This is a genomic window from Paucibacter sp. JuS9, assembly GCF_044043925.2.
Taxonomy (GTDB): domain Bacteria; phylum Pseudomonadota; class Gammaproteobacteria; order Burkholderiales; family Burkholderiaceae_C; genus JAUASW01.
On the sequence record NZ_CP194172.1, the window covers coordinates 452,801 to 472,092 of the forward strand.

Below are 19,292 nucleotides of genomic sequence, written 5' to 3' on the forward strand. Positions count from 1 at the left end.
TGGCGCGGCCAGGCTGACTGAGCTTCTTCGCTCCGAGCAAGACCCGGCACCCGCCGGGTCTTTTCATTTGGTACGACGCCACGCTCGGCATCACGGTGCTAGGCAGGCTGGGCATCTGAGGGCAGACTCCGGCTTCCGTTCTGCCATTCGCCCAGATCCGATTCGATGCGCGCCCTGTTCCTTGCCCTGATGTTCCTGTGCTGTTTGCCGGCATCGGCGCAGCGCATGCCGATTCCGGAATCGGTGCCGACCCATTCGGGTGAACGCGCGAGTACGGCGCAATTGGCCGTCTCGAGCTGGACCCGCGAGGAGCTGAAGGAGTGGTGGGCTGCCCTGCGTTCGCTGGATGGCACGCCAGGCCAGTTGCCCGCCCGCCTGCAGCCGCCCGCCGATCCTGCCGCGTGGCATCTGGTCACGCTGCCCGATGTACGCACCCGAAGCCCGGCGGCCGCCATGGCAGACACGGGCCCGCATTTCCAGATGCGCTGGTACCGCCTGCGCTATGCCGCGCCGCAAGGCCGCTGGCCCACCAGCGTGGCGCTCTACATGCCGCGCCTGGTGACATTGGCCGCAGCGGTGCTTGTGCGAACCGATGAAGGCTGGCGACCGGTGTTCGACAACCAGTCGGGCGCGCGCGAGCAATGGGTGCGGCCGCTATGGGCCGTGGTGCCGGCGGCGCTGACCGAGCACAGGCAGGACCAGATGATCGAGATGGTCGTCGCGGTGCCGGTACTGCGCGACAGCTTCTACTCCGTCTCCAGCGTCTGGCTCGGCGCGCGTGAAGACCTCGAGCCCCGCTACGAGGCGCGCTGGGCCTTGCAGATCGGCGTGCCGCAAGCCACCGGACTGACCCTCGTGGTCCTGGGCCTGTTTGCCATCTCGCTGTGGGTGCGCCGTCGCGAGGAGCCGGCCTATCTGCTGTTTGCCCTGGCCACGGTGGCCTGGCTGGTGCGCAACCTGCATTACCACCTCGACCTGCCGCGTACCCATGTCGGGCTCGAATGGTTCTGGTGGGCCACCCATGCCTCGATGTCTTGGGTGATGCTGCTGACCTTCCTGTTCGCACTTCGCTTTGCCAAGCAGCAATACCCGAAGTTCGAACGTACCGTGGGCGGCTTCGTGCTCGTCTCCAGCTTGCTGACCATGCCGTTCCTGTCGCTGTTCAGCGACCCGGTGGTGCTGCAACACATCGTCAACGCGGTGGTGGGCGGCCTGGGCACGCTCTTCGTTGGCGGCGTGGCCATGAAAGGCGGCAGCCGCGAATTGCGGCTGATCGCGCTCACCCTGCTGCTCGGCCTGATCCTCGGGCTGCATGACCTGGCCTTGCTGGCCGGCTGGGCCTGGCCCGAGCACATCTATCTGATGCCCTTTGCCACGCTGATCATCGTGGTCTGCTTCCTCTATGCAGTGCAGCGTCGCTACGTCAGCGCCTTGATGAAGGTCGAAGAGGTCAATGCCCAGTTGGGCCAGCGCCTGGCCGACCAAGGCGCCGAGCTGCAAGCCCAACATGGCCGTCTGCGCGAGGCGGAGCGTCAACAGGCCTTGCTGGTCGAGCGCCAGCGCCTGATGCAGGACATGCACGATGGCCTGGGTTCGTCGCTGCTCTCGGCCATGGTGGCGGTGGAGCAGGGCAGCATGGACCAGGACAAGGTGGTCGAGGTGCTGCGCGAATGCGTGGACGACCTGCGCCTGGTGATCGATTCGCTGGAGCCGGTGGGGCACGACCTGGTCTCGCTGCTGGCCACGATGCGCTATCGCCTGGGCAAGCGCCTGCAGGCCGGCGGCCTGGTGATGGAATGGGACGTGCAGGACCTGCCTCCGCTCGAATGGCTGGAGCCGCCCGACGCGCTGCATGTGCTGCGCCTGATGCAGGAATCGCTGGCCAATGTGCTCAAGCATGCGCGGGCCACGCGGGTGCGCATCTCCACCCGCCACCTGGGCCATTCGGTCGAGATCCGCGTCGAGGACGACGGCGAAGGTTTCGATATCGAAACCGCCCGCCGCGGCCGCGGCCTGAAGAGCCAGCAGCGCCGCGCGCAGCGCCTGGGCGGCCGGGTCACTTTCGAGAGCAGCCTGGGCCACGGCACCCGCATGTGCCTGCGCCTGCCGGTGCAGCGCGTGGAGCCGGGCCCGAATCTCAACAACACGCAGGGTCAAGGCTGATCGCCGACAATGGCGACCATGCTGAAGCAACGCACCCTGAAGTCGCTGACCCGTGCCGTCGGCGTGGGCATCCACAGCGGCCAGAAGGTCGAAATGACATTGCGCCCGGCGGCGCCGGACACCGGCATCGTGTTCCGCCGCGTGGACCTGAGCCAGCCAGTCGACATCCCGGTCCGCTCTGACACCGTCTGCGACACCCGCATGGCCACCACGATCAGCCCCAACGGCGACCCGAACGGCCCCAAGGTCCAGACCATCGAGCACCTGCTGTCGGCTTGCGCGGGCCTGGGCCTGGACAACCTGTATGTGGACATCAATGCTGACGAAGTGCCAGTGCTCGACGGTTCGGCGGCCAGCTTCGTCTTTCTCTTGCAGAGTGCCGGCATCGAGCTGCAGAACGCGCCCAAGAAGTTCCTGAAGGTCAAGAAGCCGGTGGAAGTGCGGCAGGGCGAGGGCAAGCGCCTGATGTGGGCCAGGCTCGAGCCGCACCATGGCTACACCCTGAACTTCCAGATCGAGTTCGACAACCCGGCCGTCTCGGCCACGGGCCAGCAGTACACCTTCGACATGGGCTCGGGCCAGTACAAGCGCGAAATCGCGCGGGCGCGCACCTTCGGCATGACCAGCGACATCGAAGTGATGCGCAGCCGCGGCCTGACCCTGGGCGGCGCAATGGACAACGCCATCGTCGTGGACGACTACCGGGTGCTGAACACGGATGGCCTGCGCTATGACGACGAATTCGTCAAACACAAGATCCTCGACGCCATCGGCGACATGCAGGTGGCCGGCTATCCGCTGCTGGCCGCCTACACCTCGTTCAAGGGCGGTCACGCCCTGAACAACAAGTTGTTGCGCGCCTTGCTCGCCGACCAGGAAGCCTGGGAGTTGGTGAGCTTCGAGGACGAAAAGCAGGCGCCGGCAGGCTTTGCTGAGCTGGCGCCGGCCTGGTGATTACCCGGAACTGACCCATGGCCCTCGCCCGCCTCCTCATCGGCCTGCTGCTCGTTGCGGCGGTCCTCTGTTTCGCCCTGTTCATCGCCACCGGCCAGCGCCGCTGGCGTCAGCGCGGCATCGTGATCGTCAAGTGGACGGTGATTGCGGCCCTGGGCTTCTTTGCGGTGCTCATCCTCGAGCGTCTCGCCATCCTGCTTTGAGCCCGGCAGCTGCCGGCGCCTGCCGGTGGGGTGGGGGTGTCAGGTCTTGCGTGCGAAATTCGCACAATCTCTTGCTCCTGGTGCGAATTGCGCTGCACTCTGTATCAGGGACATGATCTGGCCGGCAAACGGCTGCCAACTCGTGAATTTGTGCGCGGTTTCACCCCCCTAAACTGGCCTTCCTTGATGAGGGATGACCTGACATGAACAAGCCGGGCGATGGGATGGGCCGTGAAACTGCAGTGGAGCGTTTGCCGTTCCAGGTGAGGATTGCCACGCGTGCAGAGCTGGAAGACGTGGTGCGCCTTCGCTCCACTGCCTATGGCCGGCATCTGCCCGAAATGGGCCAGCGCCTGGCGCAACCGGAGGCCGCGGACTTTGAGCTTGGCTGCGAAGTCTTCGTCGCCGTCTCCAAGCTGGACGGCAGCCTGCTCGGCACGCTGCGCACCCATGCCAATGCCCTGGAACCGCTGCCGCTGGAAGCCTCACTGGCCCTGCCGGAGCGCTTCGCCAACCACCGCCTGGTCGAGGCCACGCGCCTGAGCATCCAGGCTGGCACCACGGCCTCGCTGGTGCGCAACGCCTTGTTCAAGGCCTTCTACCAGTACTGCGTGAGCCAGCACATCGACTGGATGGTGCTGACCGGCCGCCGCCCGATCGACCGCATCTATGACGGCCTGCTGTTCACCGATGTGGGCGAGACCGGTGCTTACCATCCGATGGCGCACATCGGTGGCGTGCCGCACCGCGTGATGAGCCTGAGCGTGTCCGAGGCCGACGCGATCTGGAGCAAGGCCCAGCATCCGCTTTACGAATTCACGGTCAAGACCTGGCACCCGGACATCGACCTGAGCGGCGCACGTGATCTCTCCAGCGCCTGGAGTGGCGAACATGCCACCCGGTCCAGCAGCAGCGTTGCTCGCCGCATGCAAGCCTTGCTGCCCCTGCAGTTCAAGGCTGCCTGAAGCCCGCGTGACCGTTCAGTGGAGCAGGCCCGCAAGCAGCGGGTCGCGCTCGCGCTCGGGGAAGAGCGGAATCGTCTGATGGTCCTTGGACTGCAGCTGGCGGACGAAGGCGTAGATCTCAGGGTCCTCGATGAAGTCCGCCGTGGAACGGGCTTCCAGGATGCGTTCCGGCGTCACCGGGCGGCTGATGCCGTAGCCCTGCGCGTAGTCCACGCCCGCAGCCACCAGCGCCTTCAGGATTGGCAGGTTCTCCGCATATTCGCCAATCGACTTCATGCCCAGGTTGCTGACCAGGCCGCCCAACGCGCCAAGAATGGCCATGCCGGAGGGGTTGTTTGCCGCGTCGCGCACCAGGGAGCCGTCGAGCTTGAGCGCATCGACGGAGAGGCCTTTCAAGTAGCCGAATGAGGAGTAGCCGGCGCCGAAGTCGTCCAGCGCCACCTTGACGCCGAGATCGCGGACGCGGTCGATGAAGCGCTGCATGTGCGCCATGTCGGTCAGCGCCACGGTCTCGGTCACTTCGATGCAGATGCGTGCCACGGCGGCCTTGTGGCGCTCGAACAGGCGGAACAGCTCTTCGACGAAGGCTTCGTCGTTCAGCGAGCTGCCAGACAGGTTCACGCCCACGAACTGCGTGTTGGCCAGCTGCGAGGCATGCGCCTCCAGCCAGGCGATGACGGTGGAAACCACCCAGTGGTCGATGATGGAACTCTTGCCGTGGGCCTCGGCCGCTTCGATGATCACCGGCGCCGGCACGATCTCGCCATTGGGCTTGCGCATGCGCAGCAGCACTTCGAAATTCAAGGAATCGAAAGGCCTTGAGAGCGACAGCTCCGGCTGCATCAGCAGGAACAGGCCTTCCGGTGTCTCGCCGCGCTCCAGGCAGCTGATCAGCGCCAGCTCGTCCTTGTGGTGCTTGAAGAAGGTGTCGCCGCCTTCCATGACCACGAGGCGTTCGGTCGGTTTCTTCTTGGCCATGCGGCACAGGGTGTCCGCCGCCGAGACCACTTCCTTGAGCGACGCTCCACCAAAGCTCTCTGCGGCCACCAGGCCGCCGGAAACACTGAGTGCAAAGCGCTGCACATCGATCTGGAAGGGCGCCGAGGAAATCAGCGCCAGGATGTTCTGGCAGCGCTGCGACGCCTCGCTCATCGAGGCTTCGGGGAAGGCCACCACGAACTCGTCGCCGCCAACGCGCGCCAGCAGGTCGTGCGGGCCCAGCTGGGTGCGAATGCGTTCGCAGACCTGCTTGAGCACGGCATCGCCGGCCGCATGACCATAGAGGTCGTTGATCAGCTTGAAGCGGTCGAGGTCGAAGTAGGCCAGGGTGCGCGGCGGCGCCTGCGCACGCTCGAACTTGCGCGACAGGCCGCGCAGATTGAGGCATTCGGTCAGCGGATCGTGGTTGACCAGGAACTCCAGCCGGTTGGTGGCGCGCACCCGTTCCGTGATGTCCTGCAGCGAGCCTTCGATGATGCGGCCGTCCGAGGTCGAGGCCTTGATGGCGCACCAGTACTCGCCGCCGCCGGGCTGGCACAGCCGTGCCTGCAGGTCGAACGAAGAAGCGTGGCCAGCGCTGTGCAGTGCGGCAAAGGCCAGCACCACCTCAGGTTCGAAGAGCTCGTTGAGCGTCAGCGCGCCGTCCAGTCCGACCGTGGCCAGCATGGCCTTGAAAGCCGGGTTGGAACTGGCGATCACCTGGCCTTCGTGCACCGTGAACAGGCCGATGGGCGAGTCGTTGTAAGCGGCTTTCAGCGTCTGTTGAGCCAGCTCGCGCTTGCGCCGGTCCGAGCGCATGTGCTCGGCCACGGCAGCCGAGGCCAGCAAGGCAGAAGCGAGTGCGGCGGTCACGCTGTTCAGGCCGCCCATCAGCATCTTCTGGTCCATCGCGGCCGCCAGGATTTCGCTGAGCGTGGCCAGCAGCGCCACGGCCAGCGAGGAGGCGTACCACATGGCCGCCCGCGAGCGGGTGCGCTTGACGATCAGGACGATGCAGGGCAGGGCGATGGCGAATTGCAGGCCCGAGGCCGCCCACAGGATCGGCAGCATCTGCTCATAGCTGAGCACCAGGCACAGGCCCATGATCACGAGCGTGCTGATCTGCTGGCCGAGCAGGAGGCCCTGGGCGCCAATCTGCTGCAAGGACTTCTTGAACAGCTGGCCGTAGACGGCCACCGTGGTCACGTAATAGAGGCACAGCGTCCACTGGCGGATCGGTGTCAGCCATTCGGGCCGCAGGGGCAGGCCGAAGAAGCTGAAATCGGCGCCGGCCGAGAGCAGGGCCATGCGCAGGCTCACGGCCAGCCAGGCCACGAAAGCCCAGTAGAGCTTGCTGCTGTTGATGGCGGCTGCCAGGGCCATCGACACGGCGAGCAGGCCGAGGCCGGCCTCGATCATCGTGGCGGTCTTCTGATGCTGGCCGTGGGCCGCTTGCAGGTCTTGTGCAAGCCAGGCCGTGGCGGTGATCTTGGCCGGGCCGCGGAACGAAGCGCGGCACAGCAGCTGCGCGCTGGCGCGCTCGGGGCCCAGCGCCAGGGCAAAGCCGCCTCGCACCGATTCCAACTGGCCAGTGTTCATGCTTCGGTTGGCCTCGCCCATCAACTGGCCGCTCTGCTCATCCCAGCAGCGCATCTCCATCGCATGGCGTGAAGGGAATTCGACCGCCCAGGCCTTGCCGCGCGCGGGAGCGTTGCTGCTGACGCTGACCCAGAAGGGCTGGGTCGAGCGATGCACGTCCGTGGAGGTCACGGCCTGCCGCTCGGCCAGGCGCTCGCGCACATAGGGCAGGTCCTGCTCCAGCTGTCGACGCAGTTCGCTCGGCTCTTCCCAAGCCGTCATGGGCAAGGCTTGACCCCCGGCCGGCTCCGGCCGGCTCAGGTGCCAGAGACCGGTGAGCGAGGCAAGGACGAGCACCACCACCGGGAACAACCGGGAGGTGACTGAATTGAGCAAGCCTTCGATGAAGTCGCGGAACATATGAGGCACGTCGGGCGAGTCAAACCGACCCGCCTTTTTGCGTGAGTTCGCACCTTATCGGTCATGTGCTGCGCCTGATGCAGGCCCTGGGGAAAGTTCGGCAGGCAAGCGTGACAAGCTTCACCGAAACGACTGGCGTTGTGCGCAAAGCGCCCGAACATTTGCGCCGAGCAGACGCTCTACTCTTCGAGCGCCTGCAGTGCCACCAGGCGCTGATAGATGCCGCCCTCATGCGCCAGCAGCTGCTGGTGCGTGCCTTGCTCGGCCAGTCGGCCGTGGTTCAAGACGATGATCTGGTCGGCTTCGCGGATCGTGGACAGCCGGTGCGCGATGGCCACGATGGTGACCCGTCCGCGCAGGGCCTGCAGCGCCTCGCCCACCAGGGCTTCGGTGGCGCTGTCGATATTGGAGGTGGCCTCATCCAGGAACAGCAGCGTGGGCGCGCCGGCCAGGGCGCGAGCCATGGCAATCAGCTGCTTCTGGCCGGTCGAGACGCGCGCGCCGCCTTCACCCAGGGGCGTGTCCCAGCCCTGCGGCAAGCTGTTGATGAAACCTTCAACGCGCGCCGCCCGGGCCGCGGCTGTGAGGGCTTCATCACTGATGTCGCGACCCATGGCAATGTTCTCGCGCACGCTGGCCGCCAGCAGGTAGGGCTCTTGCGGCACCAGGCCCACAGCCGCCCGGAAGGCAGCGTCCGGCACCGCGCCGAGGGCCTGACCATCGATCCTGATGCTGCCCTCCTGGGCTTCATAGAAGCGCAGCAGCAGCGAAAGAAGCGTTGATTTGCCGCTGCCGGTGTGGCCGACGATGCCGACAAAACTGCCCGGCTCGATGGCAAGGGTCAGGTCATGCAGCACGGCATGCTCGGGGTCGTAGCCGAAGCGCAGATGGTCGATGGCGATGCCGCCGCGTGTGATCTGGCCGCCTTCGGTGCCGAGCTTCTTGGCTTCGGCCTCGCGCAGGAGCGTGCGCACGCGCGAAGCGGCGATCATCGACTGCTGCAACTGGCCGAACTGCAGAGTGATCTGGATCAGCGGGTCGACCACGCGCGAGATGTAGCTGAGGAATGCATAGAGCAGGCCGACCTCGACACCCGAGAGGTCACGCTGGCCGAAGCCATAGATCACGGTCACCAGCAGCAGCACGTTCAAGAGGTCCAGCGCCGGCCGCAGCAGCCAGGCATTGGCGCGCAGCTCGGCCACGCGCGCGCCCCAGTGGCGCTGGTTCAAGTCGGCAAAGCGGGCGGCAAAGCGCGGTGCGGCGCCGGCCGACTGCAAGACCGCCATGCCGGCCATGCTCTCGGCCATCTGGGCATTGATGTCGCTGCGCAGCGCGCGCTGCTGGGCCACGGCCGGTGCGCTCCAGCGCTGGTAGAACCAGATGATCAGGACGACCGAGGGCACGAGCGCCAGCACGATCAGCATCAGCCGCCAGTCCAGCCAGGCCATCGCCGCGATGGAGCCGATGACCACGATGCCCGAGTCCAGCATCACATAGAGCACCTGGCGGTAGAGCTGGTTGACCGCTTCGCTGTCGTTGGTGACGCGGCTGACCAAGGCGCCGGTGATGGCCTTGTCGAAGAAGGCCATCGGCAGGGCCAGCACATGGGCAAAGACCTTTTCACGCAGCCGCAGAACCGAGCGCCGTGCCACACCGGCCATGCGCGCGAGCTGGCCGTAGCGTATCCAGCAGGCGGCCCAGCCGCTCAGGAGCACAGCGGCCAGCAGGCCGGCCATGGCCTCGATGTCGAAGTTGCCCGGCAGCAGGTAGGCGTCGATGTAGTGCTTGCCCAGCGCCGGGCCGGCAGCTTCCATGGCCGCGGCGGCGATCAACCAGAGCAACCCGCGTACGAGATGGGGCCGCTCGGGTTCGGCCGCTTCCAACAGCAGGCCCAGCGAGGCCCAGGGGCTCTCGGGCCTGGCGCCGGCCGCGACACCCGCCTCGACTTCAGGCTTCTGCGTCAAGGCTGGCCTCCAGTTGTTGATAGCGCCATTGCGCGGCATACCAGCCATGCTGCTCCAGCAGCTCGGCATGCGTGCCGCGCTCAGTGACGCGGCCGTGGCGCAGCACCACGATGCGGTCTGCATCCATCACAGCGCTGAGACGGTGGCTGACGATGATCACGCTTCGGCCTTGGCGCTGCTCACGCAGGTGCTCGAGGATCTGCGTCTCGGTGCCGGTGTCCACGGCCGACAGCGCGTCGTCCAGCATCAGCAGCGGCGCCCGGGCCAGCAGCGCGCGGGCAATCGCCACGCGCTGGCGCTGGCCGCCCGAGAGCGTCACGCCGCGCTCGCCGACCAGGGTTTCATAGCCCTGCGGCAGCCGGGCAATATCGTCATGCACCGCAGCCAGACGGGCGGCTTCCTCGATCTCTTCGCGCGACGCATCAGGCCTTGCAAGGGCGATGTTCTCGGCAATGGTCGCCGAGAAAAGGATGGGCTCCTGCGGCACCCAGGCCAGGGTCTCACGCAGGGCTGCCAGTGTGAACTCAGGCAAGACCTGGCCCCCAAGCGAGATGCTGCCGCGTGCCGGTTCGAACTGGCGCAGCAGCAGGCGGATCAGCGTCGACTTGCCCGCTCCGGTCGGGCCGACCACGCCCAGCGTCTGGCCTGCCGGCAGCGTGATCGAGACGTCCTCGATGGCCGCGCGCTCGCTGCCGGGGTAGGTGAAATTCAGGTCGCGCAGGGTCAGGCGCATCTCGGCCGGACGGCCGGCCGTGCCGTGGTCGGCCAGGCTCAAGGGCTCGTCCAGCATCGGCGAGAGCCGGCCCCAGGCGGCGCGGCCCCGCTCGATCAGCGAGAGCACCCAGCCCGCCGCGAACATCGGCCAGATCAGCTGGCCCAGATACATGGTGAAGGCGGTGAGCTGGCCGATCGACAGCTCCTTGTGTGCCACCAGCCAGCCCCCCAGGCACAGCGCGATGGCCAGCGCCGCGCTCAGCGTCATGCCCACGGCAGGCTCGTATGCCGCCTCCCAGCGCTGGGCGCGGAAGCCCGCCTCGCCGGCGCTGTCGGCCAGCTGCACGAACTGCTTTTCGCTGCGCTCGACCAGGCCCAGGGCGCGCACGGTGCGCACGCCGGCCAGGTTCTCCTGCACATGCTGGTTCAGCGCAGAGAAGCGTTCCAGCGACTGCTTCCAGGCCTGGTGCACATGCTCGGAGATGCGCCAGAACGCCAGCGCCATCAGCGGGAAGGGCAGCAGGGCTGCCAGGCCGAGGCGCCAGTCCACGCCCAGCGTCATCATCGCGATGACCAGCACCAGGGTCAGCGTGCCGTCGAAGGCCGCCAACATCGCTTCGCCTGCCGCCAGCTCGACGGCATCGACATCATTGGTGGCCAGCGCCATCAGGTCGCCGGTGCGCTTGCTCTGGAAGAAGGCCGGGCCTTGCAGGCTCAGGCGCTCGTACAGGCGGATGCGCAGCTCGCGGCCCAGCTTGTAGGCTGTGCTGAACAGCGCCAGCCGCCAGCCCACGCGCAGGCCATAGATGGCCGCACCGGCGGCCACCAGCTTGGCCAGTTCGATCAGCAGGGCCTGACCGGCGACTCTTCCCGCGATCATGCCGTCGACCACCTGGCCCACCTGACGCGGAATCCATACGGTCAGCACCGCAATCGTGGCCAGCATGGCTGCCGCGGCGAGGTACTTGGGCCAGTGCCGGCGTACGAAGCCGGCGAGCATCTTGGAAAGCGTCATGGAGGGTGGCGATTCTAGGAGCGACCCTCGAACGGTGCTCGCGAGGCTTGAGCCTTATTCGGTGACAGCCGTCTCGACCAGCTGGGCGAGCAGCGTCAGCGATTGCTGCCAGCCCATATAGCAGGCCTCGGGCGGGATCATCGAGGGAATGCCTTCCTGCACCACATGCATCTCGACGCCGCAGAAGACCTGACGCAGCGTGACCGTCGTCTGCATCGTGCCGGGCAGGTTGGGGTCATCGAACTGGGCGGTGTAGCGCAGCTTCTCGCCCGGTACCAGTTCCAGGTACTCGCCGCCGAAGGAATGGCTTTGCTGGTTGGCGTGGTTGGTGAAGCTCATCCGGTAATGGCCGCCGACCTTGGCATCCATCGCGTGGACCGTGCCGGTGAAACCATGCGGAGGCAGCCACTTGGCCATCGCAGCGGCGTCGAGGAAGGCGCGGTAGACGCTGTCCGGCGTGGCAGCGAGGACGCGGTGGAGGCGGATGGTATTGGTGCTGGACATGGTGCTGATCCCTTGTCGGCCGAGGAAGTCCCTCTGGATTCACGACGGGCGACGATACGTGATTTCGACATCGGCAGGCAGACACAGCCGGCGCGCCGGTGATAGCCTAGGTCTGTGCGGACACGCGCAGCCAGGAGTCGACATGAGCCAGGGATTCGGCATGGAAACCCCGTCCAAGCACCACCACACGGCGCTGCGCAAGGCGGCGCGCTACCTGGTGCTGATCGATTCCGGCGGCTATGCGGTGGCACGGCTTTTTCTCGAAAGCCGTGAGCAGGTCGCCGAGTTCGACGGTGCCACGGAAGAAACCAACTCGATGATCAGCGGCCTCACGGCCACGCATGGCGCGAGTGGCGCCGAGTGGGACCAGGCCCTGGCCGGGCACAGCGCCGAGGAGCGCGCGGCGGCCGAGGTGTTCGAGCTGAATGTCTAGCGGCTAGCGCTGCGGCGCCAGCAAGCGCTCGGCCAGCAGGTTCTCGATCTGTTCGGTGCGCGCGCCGGCGCCGTTGGTGAGCACGATGATGGCCAGGCCGCTGTCCGGGTAGCGCGCATGCATGGAGCGGAAGCCCGCCAGCGAGCCGCCATGGGCCACGCGGCGCTGGCCCTGGAACTGGCTCAGTTGCCAGCCCAGGCCGTAGCCGCCACCTGACGTGCCAAAGGGCGCTGGCTTGCCGTCGGCCAGCAGGCCGGGCCGGGCCATCGCGGCCAGGGTTTCGGCCTTCAGGATCTTGTTGGCGTACAGGGCGGCTTCCCACTTCGCCATGTCATTCAGCGAAGACACAAAGGCGCCGCTGGGCCGCAATGCCGCCCATTCGGGCACGTTGAGCTGCTTGCCGTCCTTCAGCAGGTAGGAGCCGGCACGCTGCGGTATCAGGTCGGTGTTGGAGGTCGTGCGCGTCACCGTCATGCCGGCCGGCGCAAACACCTCGCGGGCCATGAAGCTGCGCCAGGGTTCGCCGCTTACCCGTGTGATCACCTCGGCCAGCGTGAAGTAGCAGACATTGCAGTACTGGCTCTTGCTGCCTGTCGGGAAGTCCAGCGGCGCAGCGAAGGTGGCGCTGATCAAGTCGATGTCGGGCCGCGCCTTGTCGCCGTCAAAGGCCGGCGACTCGCGCCGTATGCCCGAGGTGTGGTTCAGCAGGTGCCGCAGCGTGATGCCCTGCCAGCTGGCCGGCGTGCCGGGAATGAGCCGGGACACCGGGTCGTCCAGGCCGAGCTTGCCCCGCTCTGCCAGGAGGTTGATGCCCACCGAAAGCATGGGCTTGCTGATCGAGCCGATCATGAAGACGGTGTCCGGCGTCACCGGCAGGTTCCATTCGAGGTTCGCTTTGCCGAAGCCCTTGGCGTAGATCAGCTTGCCCTCGTGCAGCACGCCCACCGCCATGCCGGGGATGGACTGCTCGCGCATGACGGCGCTCACGACTTCCTGGATGCCGGCTTCGTTGATGGCCGGGGCGGGCGTGGCGGCCGGGGCCGAAGCCAGCAGGCATGGCATTGCGGCAGCGCCGAGCAGCAGGCGTTTCAGAGCGAGAGACATCACTTGTTCCTTCAGCAGTGAAGCCGCGAGGCTGCCAGCCCGGCCGCCTGTTGGCAAGGCCGCCGAGACATGCAGGTGTGCGCTTGATCCACAATGCGTGCCAACAAGAATCAGTCTCGGGGAGCTCCATGATCAGACCAATCCACGCGGTGACGGTGACGGTGGCGCTGGCAACGAGCCTGTTTGCCTCGGTCAGTGCAGCGCAGGCTGTGGAAGCGGGCGCGAGTTCGACCAACCTCAATATCCAGAACTACGTAGCTGACCGGCACTATGAGGGCCCGCTTGTCGATGGGCTGCCGCACGGACGCGGAGTCATGCTGTGGGTGGACGGCATGCGCTACGAAGGTGACTTCGTGGCTGGGCGGCGTACCGGTCAAGGACTGCTCAAGATGGCCAATGGCACTGTGTACCAAGGTGCATTTGTCAATGGCGTCCGAACCGGCAAGGGCAGTCTCGACCTGCCCAGCGGCGAACGCTATCAGGGCGACTTTCTAGGTGGCCATGCGACAGGCCAAGGACGAATGCTCTGGAAGAACGGAGACAGCTACGAAGGCGCTTTCGTTGCGGGCCTCCGGCACGGCCATGGTCGACAGCGCTATGTGAGCAACGACGTCTACGAAGGTCCCTGGGTCAACGACAAGCGTGAGGGCGAGGGCACCATGACCTTCTTCGGCGGTGATCGCTTCGAGGGCCATTTCGACGCAGACCGTCCATCGGGCAGGGGCCGCTATCGCTGGCGCGACGGGTCGACCTATGAAGGCGGGTTCGTGCGTGGCGAACCAGCGGGCCATGGTCGGCTCCAGTTGCCCACCGGCACCAGCTACGAGGGGGACTTTACGGAACGACATTGGTACGTTTCAGGAGTTGCCGTCTCGGCCACTGGCTGGCGCTACGAAGGCGAATTCCTGGCTGGCACGCCGACGGATCAGGGGCGCTACAGCGGGGCTGATGGCGCAGAGCTGGTCAAGCCGGTGGCGTTAGAGATCCGACGCGCTCTGAGCATCCATTTGCAGCCCATGTTGTTCTCACCGATTGCCAAGCAGCCTCGGACCATCTGCACTCGCATGGGCAAGCCTGAGGTGCCCCTTTTGAACGAAACCTGGACGGGCGAGGCGCTCTACAAAGTCGTGGTGTTCGTCGACGATGGTCGAGTCAAGGACGTGCGAGCGGTGGCGCTCAAGCATCCAGGCGACGACAAGGTGCATGCCGCAATGGTCAGCTCACTCAGGAAGGGCTTGATCAACAGCTACTACTGTCCGGGGCGGCATGTGTTCGAACAGGAATTTCAGTTCCGCTTCGATTGAACTGTGGGGACTTTGCGGCTGACCGCCATCAGCCCCGCAAACGTCAGCCCCGCATTCAGCACCAGCAATTCCAGCCCCAGCTCATAGCCGCCGAACAGCGCCTTCTGCTGGCTGTCCACGATCCAGCACAGCAAGGGCGCGGCCAGCGCAACCACGGGCACCAACGGGTCCTTGACGCTGCGCCGCGTCAGCATGCCGAAGGCGAACAGGCCCAGCAGCGGTCCGTAGGTGTAGCCGGCGAGCTTGAGGATCAGGCCGATCATGCTCGGGTTGTCGACCCAGCGGAACACCAGCACCAGCACGAGGAAGAGCGCGGCAAAGCCCAGGTGCACGCGCTGACGCACCTGCGTCTTGCGGGCTTCGGTCCAGTCATCGCGGCGCTGCAGTCCCAGGAGGTCGATGCAGAAGCTCGAGGTCAGGGCGGTGATGGCGCCGTCGGCGCTCGGGAACAGTGCCGAGATCAGCGCGACGATGAAGATCAGCTGCACCACGGCCGGCAGATGCTGCAGCACGACGGTGGGGAAGAGCGCGTCACCGCGGGCCGTGATGCCGTGCTGCTGCGCATAGATCTGCAGGAGCCCGCCCAGCACCAGGAACAAGAGGACCACGCCCAGCATGATGATGCTCATCAATACGATGTTCTTCTGTGAATCCGCCAGGCGTTTCACCGAGATGTTCTTCTGCATCATCTCCTGGTCCATGCCGGTCATCGCGATGGCGATGCAGGCGCCGGCCAGCAACTGCTTGCCCCAGAAGAGGCGGCTGTCCGGCTCGGTGACGAAGACCTTGGAGAGCCCGTTGTCGGAGAGCGCCTTGGCCGCGCCGGAGAAATCCAGCCCCATCGATTGCATCAGCCACACCAGGCAGACCACGAGGCCTGTGAGCATGCCGGCGGTCTGCAAGGTGTCGGTCCAGACGATGGTTTTCACGCCGCCTTCGAAGGTGTAGAGCAGGATCATCACCAGCAGCACGGCCGTGGTGAGCCAGAAGGGCAGACCGAAGCTGTCGAGGATGGCATCCTGCAGGATGCGCACCACGAGGTAGAGACGCGCCGTGGCGCCGAGCGTGCGCGAGATGATGAAGAAGCTGGCGCCGGTGCGGTAGCTGCGCGGGCCCAGGCGTTCACCGAGGTAGTGGTAGATCGAGGTCAGTCTCAGCCGGTAGTACAGCGGCAGCAGCACGAAGGCGATCACCGCGTAGCCGATCATCTGACCCAGGGCGATCTGGAAATAGCTGAACTGCGTCGCGCCCACGGCACCTGGAACGCTGATGAAGGTGACGCCCGACAGCGAGGTGCCGATCATGCCGAAGGCCACCAGCAGCCAGTTGCTGCTGCGGTTGCCGACGAAGAAGCTCTCGTTGTCGGCCCCGCGCGAGGCAAACCAGGCCACGCCCAGCAGCAAGGCGAAATAGACAAGCACGACACAAAGCAGCAGCGGAGCAGTCATCGGCGTGGGGGGGCAAGGGAGTGGACGAGCCGGCCGATTATGGTCAGCGCCGACCATGCCTGCCCATTCCCGCGGCGCAGCGGGTCATAACCAGACCAGGCCAGGATCAGGCGCGAATCAGGCGCGAATCAGGCTTAAGGCTTGATCAGCTGCGCGTACACCAGGCCGCCGAGCTGGGCCAGGCGCTCCCTGGAGATCTGGCCGCTCAAGGCATAGCCCAGTCTGCCCTCCAGCCAGTAGAAGCTCTGCGTGCCGTTGCCCGGCAATTGCGAGACCGGGGCAAAGCGGAAGGCGGCCGGCGCTTCATCGCCGGGCTGGCGCACCGAGACATAGAGCGTCACCCGCTCGCCGGCCGTCGACTCGAACATGAAGAGCGCTCGTGCCAGCCCCGGCGTCGCTTGCGCGCCAAGCGCATCGGCCTGGCCCGCGGGCAACAACCTGCCACCCACCAGATTGAAGCCGGCGCTGGTGAGATCGGGCACGGCCAGCGGCGTGCCCAGGCGCTTGCTGAGCCACTGCACCAGATGCGCCTGCTCTGCCGCAGACACTTCGACCGGGTGGCGCTGCTCGGGCTGGTAGAGCACATGGGCGATGGCTGCATCTCGCACAAAGCTGGGCGCTGCGCTGGCCTGCATGGCCGAGGCTGGCGCGTTCAGGCTGCGGGCATTCCAGCCGGCCAGGCCACCGACGGCCAGCAGCACCGCTGCGGCCAGACCCTGGCGCAACCAGCGCGAGGCATTGGCCGCACTGCGCTGCCGCTTCAGCGGGCGCAGCAGCTCCTCCGGCAGGGGCTCGTCCAGCAACTCGGCATGCAGGCCTTGCAGCGCGCCGCGCTGGCTGCGCCAGTCGAGCACCGCCTGCGTTTCCTCGGGATGCTGGCGCAGCCAGTCGGCCACGGCTTCGGCGTCCAGCGGCGCCAGTTGGCCGTCCACATAGGCGTGCAGGCTGGCGCTGGTGATGTCGAATGGCGGGCGATCCTGGCGGCTCATGATGGCGTTCTCATCTTCATTTGACGACGCGCAGCGGCGGGTTGGCTGCGCGCTGACCCTCGGCGGCGCCACTGCTGCCCATCAACTGACGCATCCTTTCGCGTGCTCGTGAAAGGCGCGACATCACCGTGCCCACGGGCAGCTCCAGCACGCGGGCGGTCTCTTCATAGCTGAGCTCCTCGACGCAAACCAGCAGGAGCACCTCGCGCGCCGCGGCGGGCAGCGCCTCGAGGGCCCGCTCCAGGTCCATGCGCTGCTCCAGTGCGCGATGCGGCTCATGCCTGGGCGCGAGTGAATCACTGAATTCCTCGAAGCTGCCGATGTGCTCGTCACGGCGCTGGTTGAGGAAGAGCCGGTGCATCATCGTCAACAGCCAGGCGCGCAAGGAGGCGCTGCGGTCTTCATGCGCCGGGTCGGGCCGCCACAAAGAGGCCTTGCGGCTGGCCCGCTCGAGCACGTCCTGCAGCAGGTCGTCGGCGCGAGCGCTGTCACCAGTCAGGAGGCGGGCATAGCGCCGCAGCCTGGGCAGGTGGGGCAGCGCTTCGTCGAGCAGCATGGCCGTGGCGAGTCAATCTCAGGGCGTGGCGGTGTGCCAGACCTTGTTGAAGCCGTCGCCGGTGCGGTCGCCGGGCTTGGCATCCTTCACCCAGAAGTACAGCGGCTTGCCCTTGTAGGCCCATTGCTTGCTGCCGTCGTCGCGGGTGATGATGCTCCAGTCGCCGCTTGCCGCGGCGTCGGCCGCGGCCATCAAGGGCGGCCAGTTCGTGGCGCAGGGGCCGTTGCACATGCTCTTGCCGCCGCCGTCCTTGTCAAAGGTGTAGAGCGTCATGGCATTGGCGCTGCCGACCAGGGCGCCGTCCATGCTCTTGGCAGGCGGTGGCGCCATCGAGGCGCAGGCAGCGAGAACGGCCAGAGTGCTGGTGGCGAGCAGGGTACGCAGTGACATCGAAGGCTCCTTCATGGGTTGGAGCTTGTCAAACACCTGGCGGCCGCGGTTTATTCCATCCGCCTGATCAATAAGTTCGGCTGCCCTTGAACTGGGCATGCTGGCGCCGCTGCAATGTGGTGCTGCGGCCCATGGCCTCAAAGGACACGCGGGCATGGGCATGCATGATGGCCAGGCCCAGCGCGTCGGCCGCGTCGGTGCCGGGCAGGCCGGGCAGCGTGAGCAGGCGCTGCACCATCAATTGCACCTGCTCCTTCTTCGCATGGCCATGGCCGACGATGGCCTTCTTCATCTGCAGCGCGGTGTACTCCGAAACCGGCAGGTCCGAGGCGACCAGGCCGGTCAGCGCCGCGCCGCGGGCCTGGCCCAAGAGCAGGGTCGACTGCGGGTTCACGTTGACGAAGACGATTTCCACCGCGGCGCATTGCGGCTGGTAGCGCGACACCACTTCGCGCACGCCGTCGAAGATGATCTTCAGCCGCGCCGGCAACTCACCGGCCGCCACCGCATTGGTCTTGATCGTGCCGCTGGCGACATAGGACAGGCGCGGGCCGTCGGCGTCGATCACTCCGAAGCCAGTGGTTTGCAGACCAGGATCAATGCCAAGAATGCGCATCAGAAATTTGCTTTGAAATACCAGCGGACGGAGTGGAAGAAAACGGGCGCAGCGAAGCACAGCACCGCGATCCGGTCCAGCAGGCCGATGGCGCCGGTGATCGAGCTGCTGTTGCCCCAGTAGACCACGCCGAAGTCCTTCTTGAGCGCCCGCATCACCAGGCCGCCCAGCGCCCCGGCGAGCGCCGCAATCACCGCCATCACCAGGGCCTGGCCGGCCTTGAAAGGTGTGATCCAGTAGAGCAGGGTGCCCGTCAATGCCGCAGCCAGTTGGCCCAGCCACAGCGCACGCCAGGAGAAGCTGCGGCTGATGCGCCTTGCCACCGGCCGGCGGCGCAGCGAGCGCGAGGCCACCTCCTGCACGATCTGGCTCACGCCCACGGCCATGACCATGAAGAAGAGCAGGAAGGGCCCGCGCCCCTCGTAGCCCTTGAACTCCAGCAGCAGCAGCGCCGGCCCATGCGAGAGCCCGTAGACACAGACCATGATGCCCCACTGGATCTTGGCATTGCGCTCCAGGAAGCGCGCCGGATCATCGGCAAAGGCGCTCACCACCGGTATCGCCAGGAAGCCATAGACCGGTATCAGCACGCTGAACAGGTCGAAGTGCCGCGTGGCCACCAGGATGTACTGCAGCGGCAGCAGGATGAAGAAGGACAGGATCAGGCTGCGGTGGTCGGCCCGCCGCGTGTGCATCAGGGTGATGAACTCGCGCAGCGCCAGGAACGAGAAGCAGCCGAACAGCAGCGTGGCGCCGATGGGCCCCGAGATCCAGGCCAGCCAGAACAGCACCGAGCCCACCCAGACGGCGTTGAGGTCGCGCTTGAACTGCAGCCAATTGCCCTCCGCCGCCGCGCTTCGCTTCTCAGGATCGCGCAGCGAATAGAGGAAGCCGCCGATGCTGATCAGGACCAGCGCGCCGAACAGCAGCAGGAAGAGCAGGGCGATCTGCTCGCTCGCCGTCATGTTGCGGAGATTGCGCCAGAAGATCATGG

General features: G+C 66.3%; 17 protein-coding genes. 6 read left to right on the forward strand and 11 right to left on the reverse strand.

The features are described 5' to 3' along the window. Positions 1 to 165 precede the first annotated feature (165 nt). The 4 genes from ABT392_RS01950 (at position 166) to ABT392_RS01965 (ending at position 4,285) form a co-directional block, all read left to right on the forward strand. Positions 166 to 2,163, forward strand: coding sequence for a sensor histidine kinase (locus ABT392_RS01950; protein ID WP_334278980.1), 1,998 nt, complete (start codon positions 166 to 168; stop codon positions 2,161 to 2,163). A gap of 18 nt (positions 2,164 to 2,181) precedes the next feature. Next, a complete protein-coding gene (gene lpxC / locus ABT392_RS01955) occupies positions 2,182 to 3,117 on the forward strand; it encodes a UDP-3-O-acyl-N-acetylglucosamine deacetylase (protein WP_334278979.1) in 936 nt (311 codons plus the stop codon). 17 nt (positions 3,118 to 3,134) lie between these two features. Then, positions 3,135 to 3,320 (forward strand): hypothetical protein, encoded by a 186-nt coding sequence (locus ABT392_RS01960; protein WP_395384242.1) that lies wholly within the window; start codon positions 3,135 to 3,137, stop codon positions 3,318 to 3,320. Positions 3,321 to 3,523: 203 nt separating this feature from the next. Then, positions 3,524 to 4,285 carry an N-acyl amino acid synthase FeeM domain-containing protein gene (locus tag ABT392_RS01965; RefSeq protein ID WP_334278977.1) on the forward strand — a complete coding sequence of 254 codons (762 nt, stop codon included), beginning with the start codon at positions 3,524 to 3,526 and terminating at the stop codon, positions 4,283 to 4,285. A 15-nt stretch (positions 4,286 to 4,300) separates the two neighbouring features. On the opposite strand, the gene ABT392_RS01970 is transcribed toward ABT392_RS01965, so the two are convergent. From ABT392_RS01970 to ABT392_RS01985, 4 genes are all read right to left on the reverse strand, one after another. Next, complete coding sequence (locus ABT392_RS01970; protein WP_395384241.1) at positions 4,301 to 7,261, reverse strand: putative bifunctional diguanylate cyclase/phosphodiesterase; 2,961 nt, start codon at positions 7,259 to 7,261, stop codon at positions 4,301 to 4,303. Between the two features lie 179 nt (positions 7,262 to 7,440). Next, on the reverse strand, positions 7,441 to 9,225 hold the full coding sequence (locus tag ABT392_RS01975) for an ABC transporter ATP-binding protein (RefSeq protein ID WP_395384240.1): 1,785 nt from the start codon (positions 9,223 to 9,225) through the stop codon (positions 7,441 to 7,443). Then, positions 9,209 to 10,954, reverse strand: coding sequence for an ABC transporter ATP-binding protein (locus ABT392_RS01980; protein WP_395384239.1), 1,746 nt, complete (start codon positions 10,952 to 10,954; stop codon positions 9,209 to 9,211). Before ABT392_RS01980 ends, ABT392_RS01975 begins: the two co-directional genes overlap by 17 nt. Before the next feature lie 54 nt (positions 10,955 to 11,008). Next, a complete protein-coding gene (locus ABT392_RS01985) occupies positions 11,009 to 11,458 on the reverse strand; it encodes an SRPBCC family protein (RefSeq protein WP_395384238.1) in 450 nt (149 codons plus the stop codon). A gap of 142 nt (positions 11,459 to 11,600) precedes the next feature. On the opposite strand from ABT392_RS01985, the gene ABT392_RS01990 reads away from it, so the two are divergent. Then, the gene (locus ABT392_RS01990; protein WP_395384237.1) at positions 11,601 to 11,891 is read left to right on the forward strand and encodes a hypothetical protein; all 291 of its coding nucleotides are present in this window, start codon (positions 11,601 to 11,603) and stop codon (positions 11,889 to 11,891) included. Positions 11,892 to 11,894: 3 nt separating this feature from the next. On the opposite strand, the gene ABT392_RS01995 is transcribed toward ABT392_RS01990, so the two are convergent. After that, positions 11,895 to 12,995: a serine hydrolase domain-containing protein gene (locus ABT392_RS01995; RefSeq protein ID WP_395384236.1), complete on the reverse strand. Its 1,101-nt coding sequence runs from the start codon at positions 12,993 to 12,995 to the stop codon at positions 11,895 to 11,897. Between the two features lie 128 nt (positions 12,996 to 13,123). On the opposite strand from ABT392_RS01995, the gene ABT392_RS02000 reads away from it, so the two are divergent. Beyond that, a complete protein-coding gene (locus ABT392_RS02000) occupies positions 13,124 to 14,299 on the forward strand; it encodes an MORN repeat-containing protein (RefSeq protein ID WP_395384235.1) in 1,176 nt (391 codons plus the stop codon). Here ABT392_RS02000 and ABT392_RS02005 read toward each other — a convergent pair. From ABT392_RS02005 to ABT392_RS02030, 6 genes are all read right to left on the reverse strand, one after another. Continuing rightward, positions 14,281 to 15,747: a sodium:solute symporter gene (locus ABT392_RS02005; RefSeq protein ID WP_395384234.1), complete on the reverse strand. Its 1,467-nt coding sequence runs from the start codon at positions 15,745 to 15,747 to the stop codon at positions 14,281 to 14,283. The two genes, ABT392_RS02000 and ABT392_RS02005, sit on opposite strands and share 19 nt — an antisense overlap. Positions 15,748 to 15,881: 134 nt before the next feature. Beyond that, on the reverse strand, positions 15,882 to 16,736 hold the full coding sequence (locus ABT392_RS02010; RefSeq protein ID WP_334278969.1) for an anti-sigma factor family protein: 855 nt from the start codon (positions 16,734 to 16,736) through the stop codon (positions 15,882 to 15,884). Positions 16,737 to 16,752: 16 nt separating this feature from the next. Continuing rightward, complete coding sequence (locus ABT392_RS02015) at positions 16,753 to 17,292, reverse strand: RNA polymerase sigma factor (protein ID WP_334278968.1); 540 nt, start codon at positions 17,290 to 17,292, stop codon at positions 16,753 to 16,755. Positions 17,293 to 17,310: 18 nt separating this feature from the next. Then, the gene (locus tag ABT392_RS02020) at positions 17,311 to 17,682 is read right to left on the reverse strand and encodes a COG4315 family predicted lipoprotein (RefSeq protein WP_395384233.1); all 372 of its coding nucleotides are present in this window, start codon (positions 17,680 to 17,682) and stop codon (positions 17,311 to 17,313) included. A gap of 67 nt (positions 17,683 to 17,749) precedes the next feature. Next, entirely contained in the window at positions 17,750 to 18,298 is a 549-nt protein-coding gene (ruvC, locus tag ABT392_RS02025) for a crossover junction endodeoxyribonuclease RuvC (RefSeq protein WP_334278966.1), read from the reverse strand. Next, positions 18,298 to 19,290 (reverse strand): phosphatidate cytidylyltransferase, encoded by a 993-nt coding sequence (locus tag ABT392_RS02030; RefSeq protein WP_334278965.1) that lies wholly within the window; start codon positions 19,288 to 19,290, stop codon positions 18,298 to 18,300. Before ABT392_RS02030 ends, ruvC begins: the two co-directional genes overlap by 1 nt. Between the last annotated feature and the right edge of the window lie 2 nt (positions 19,291 to 19,292).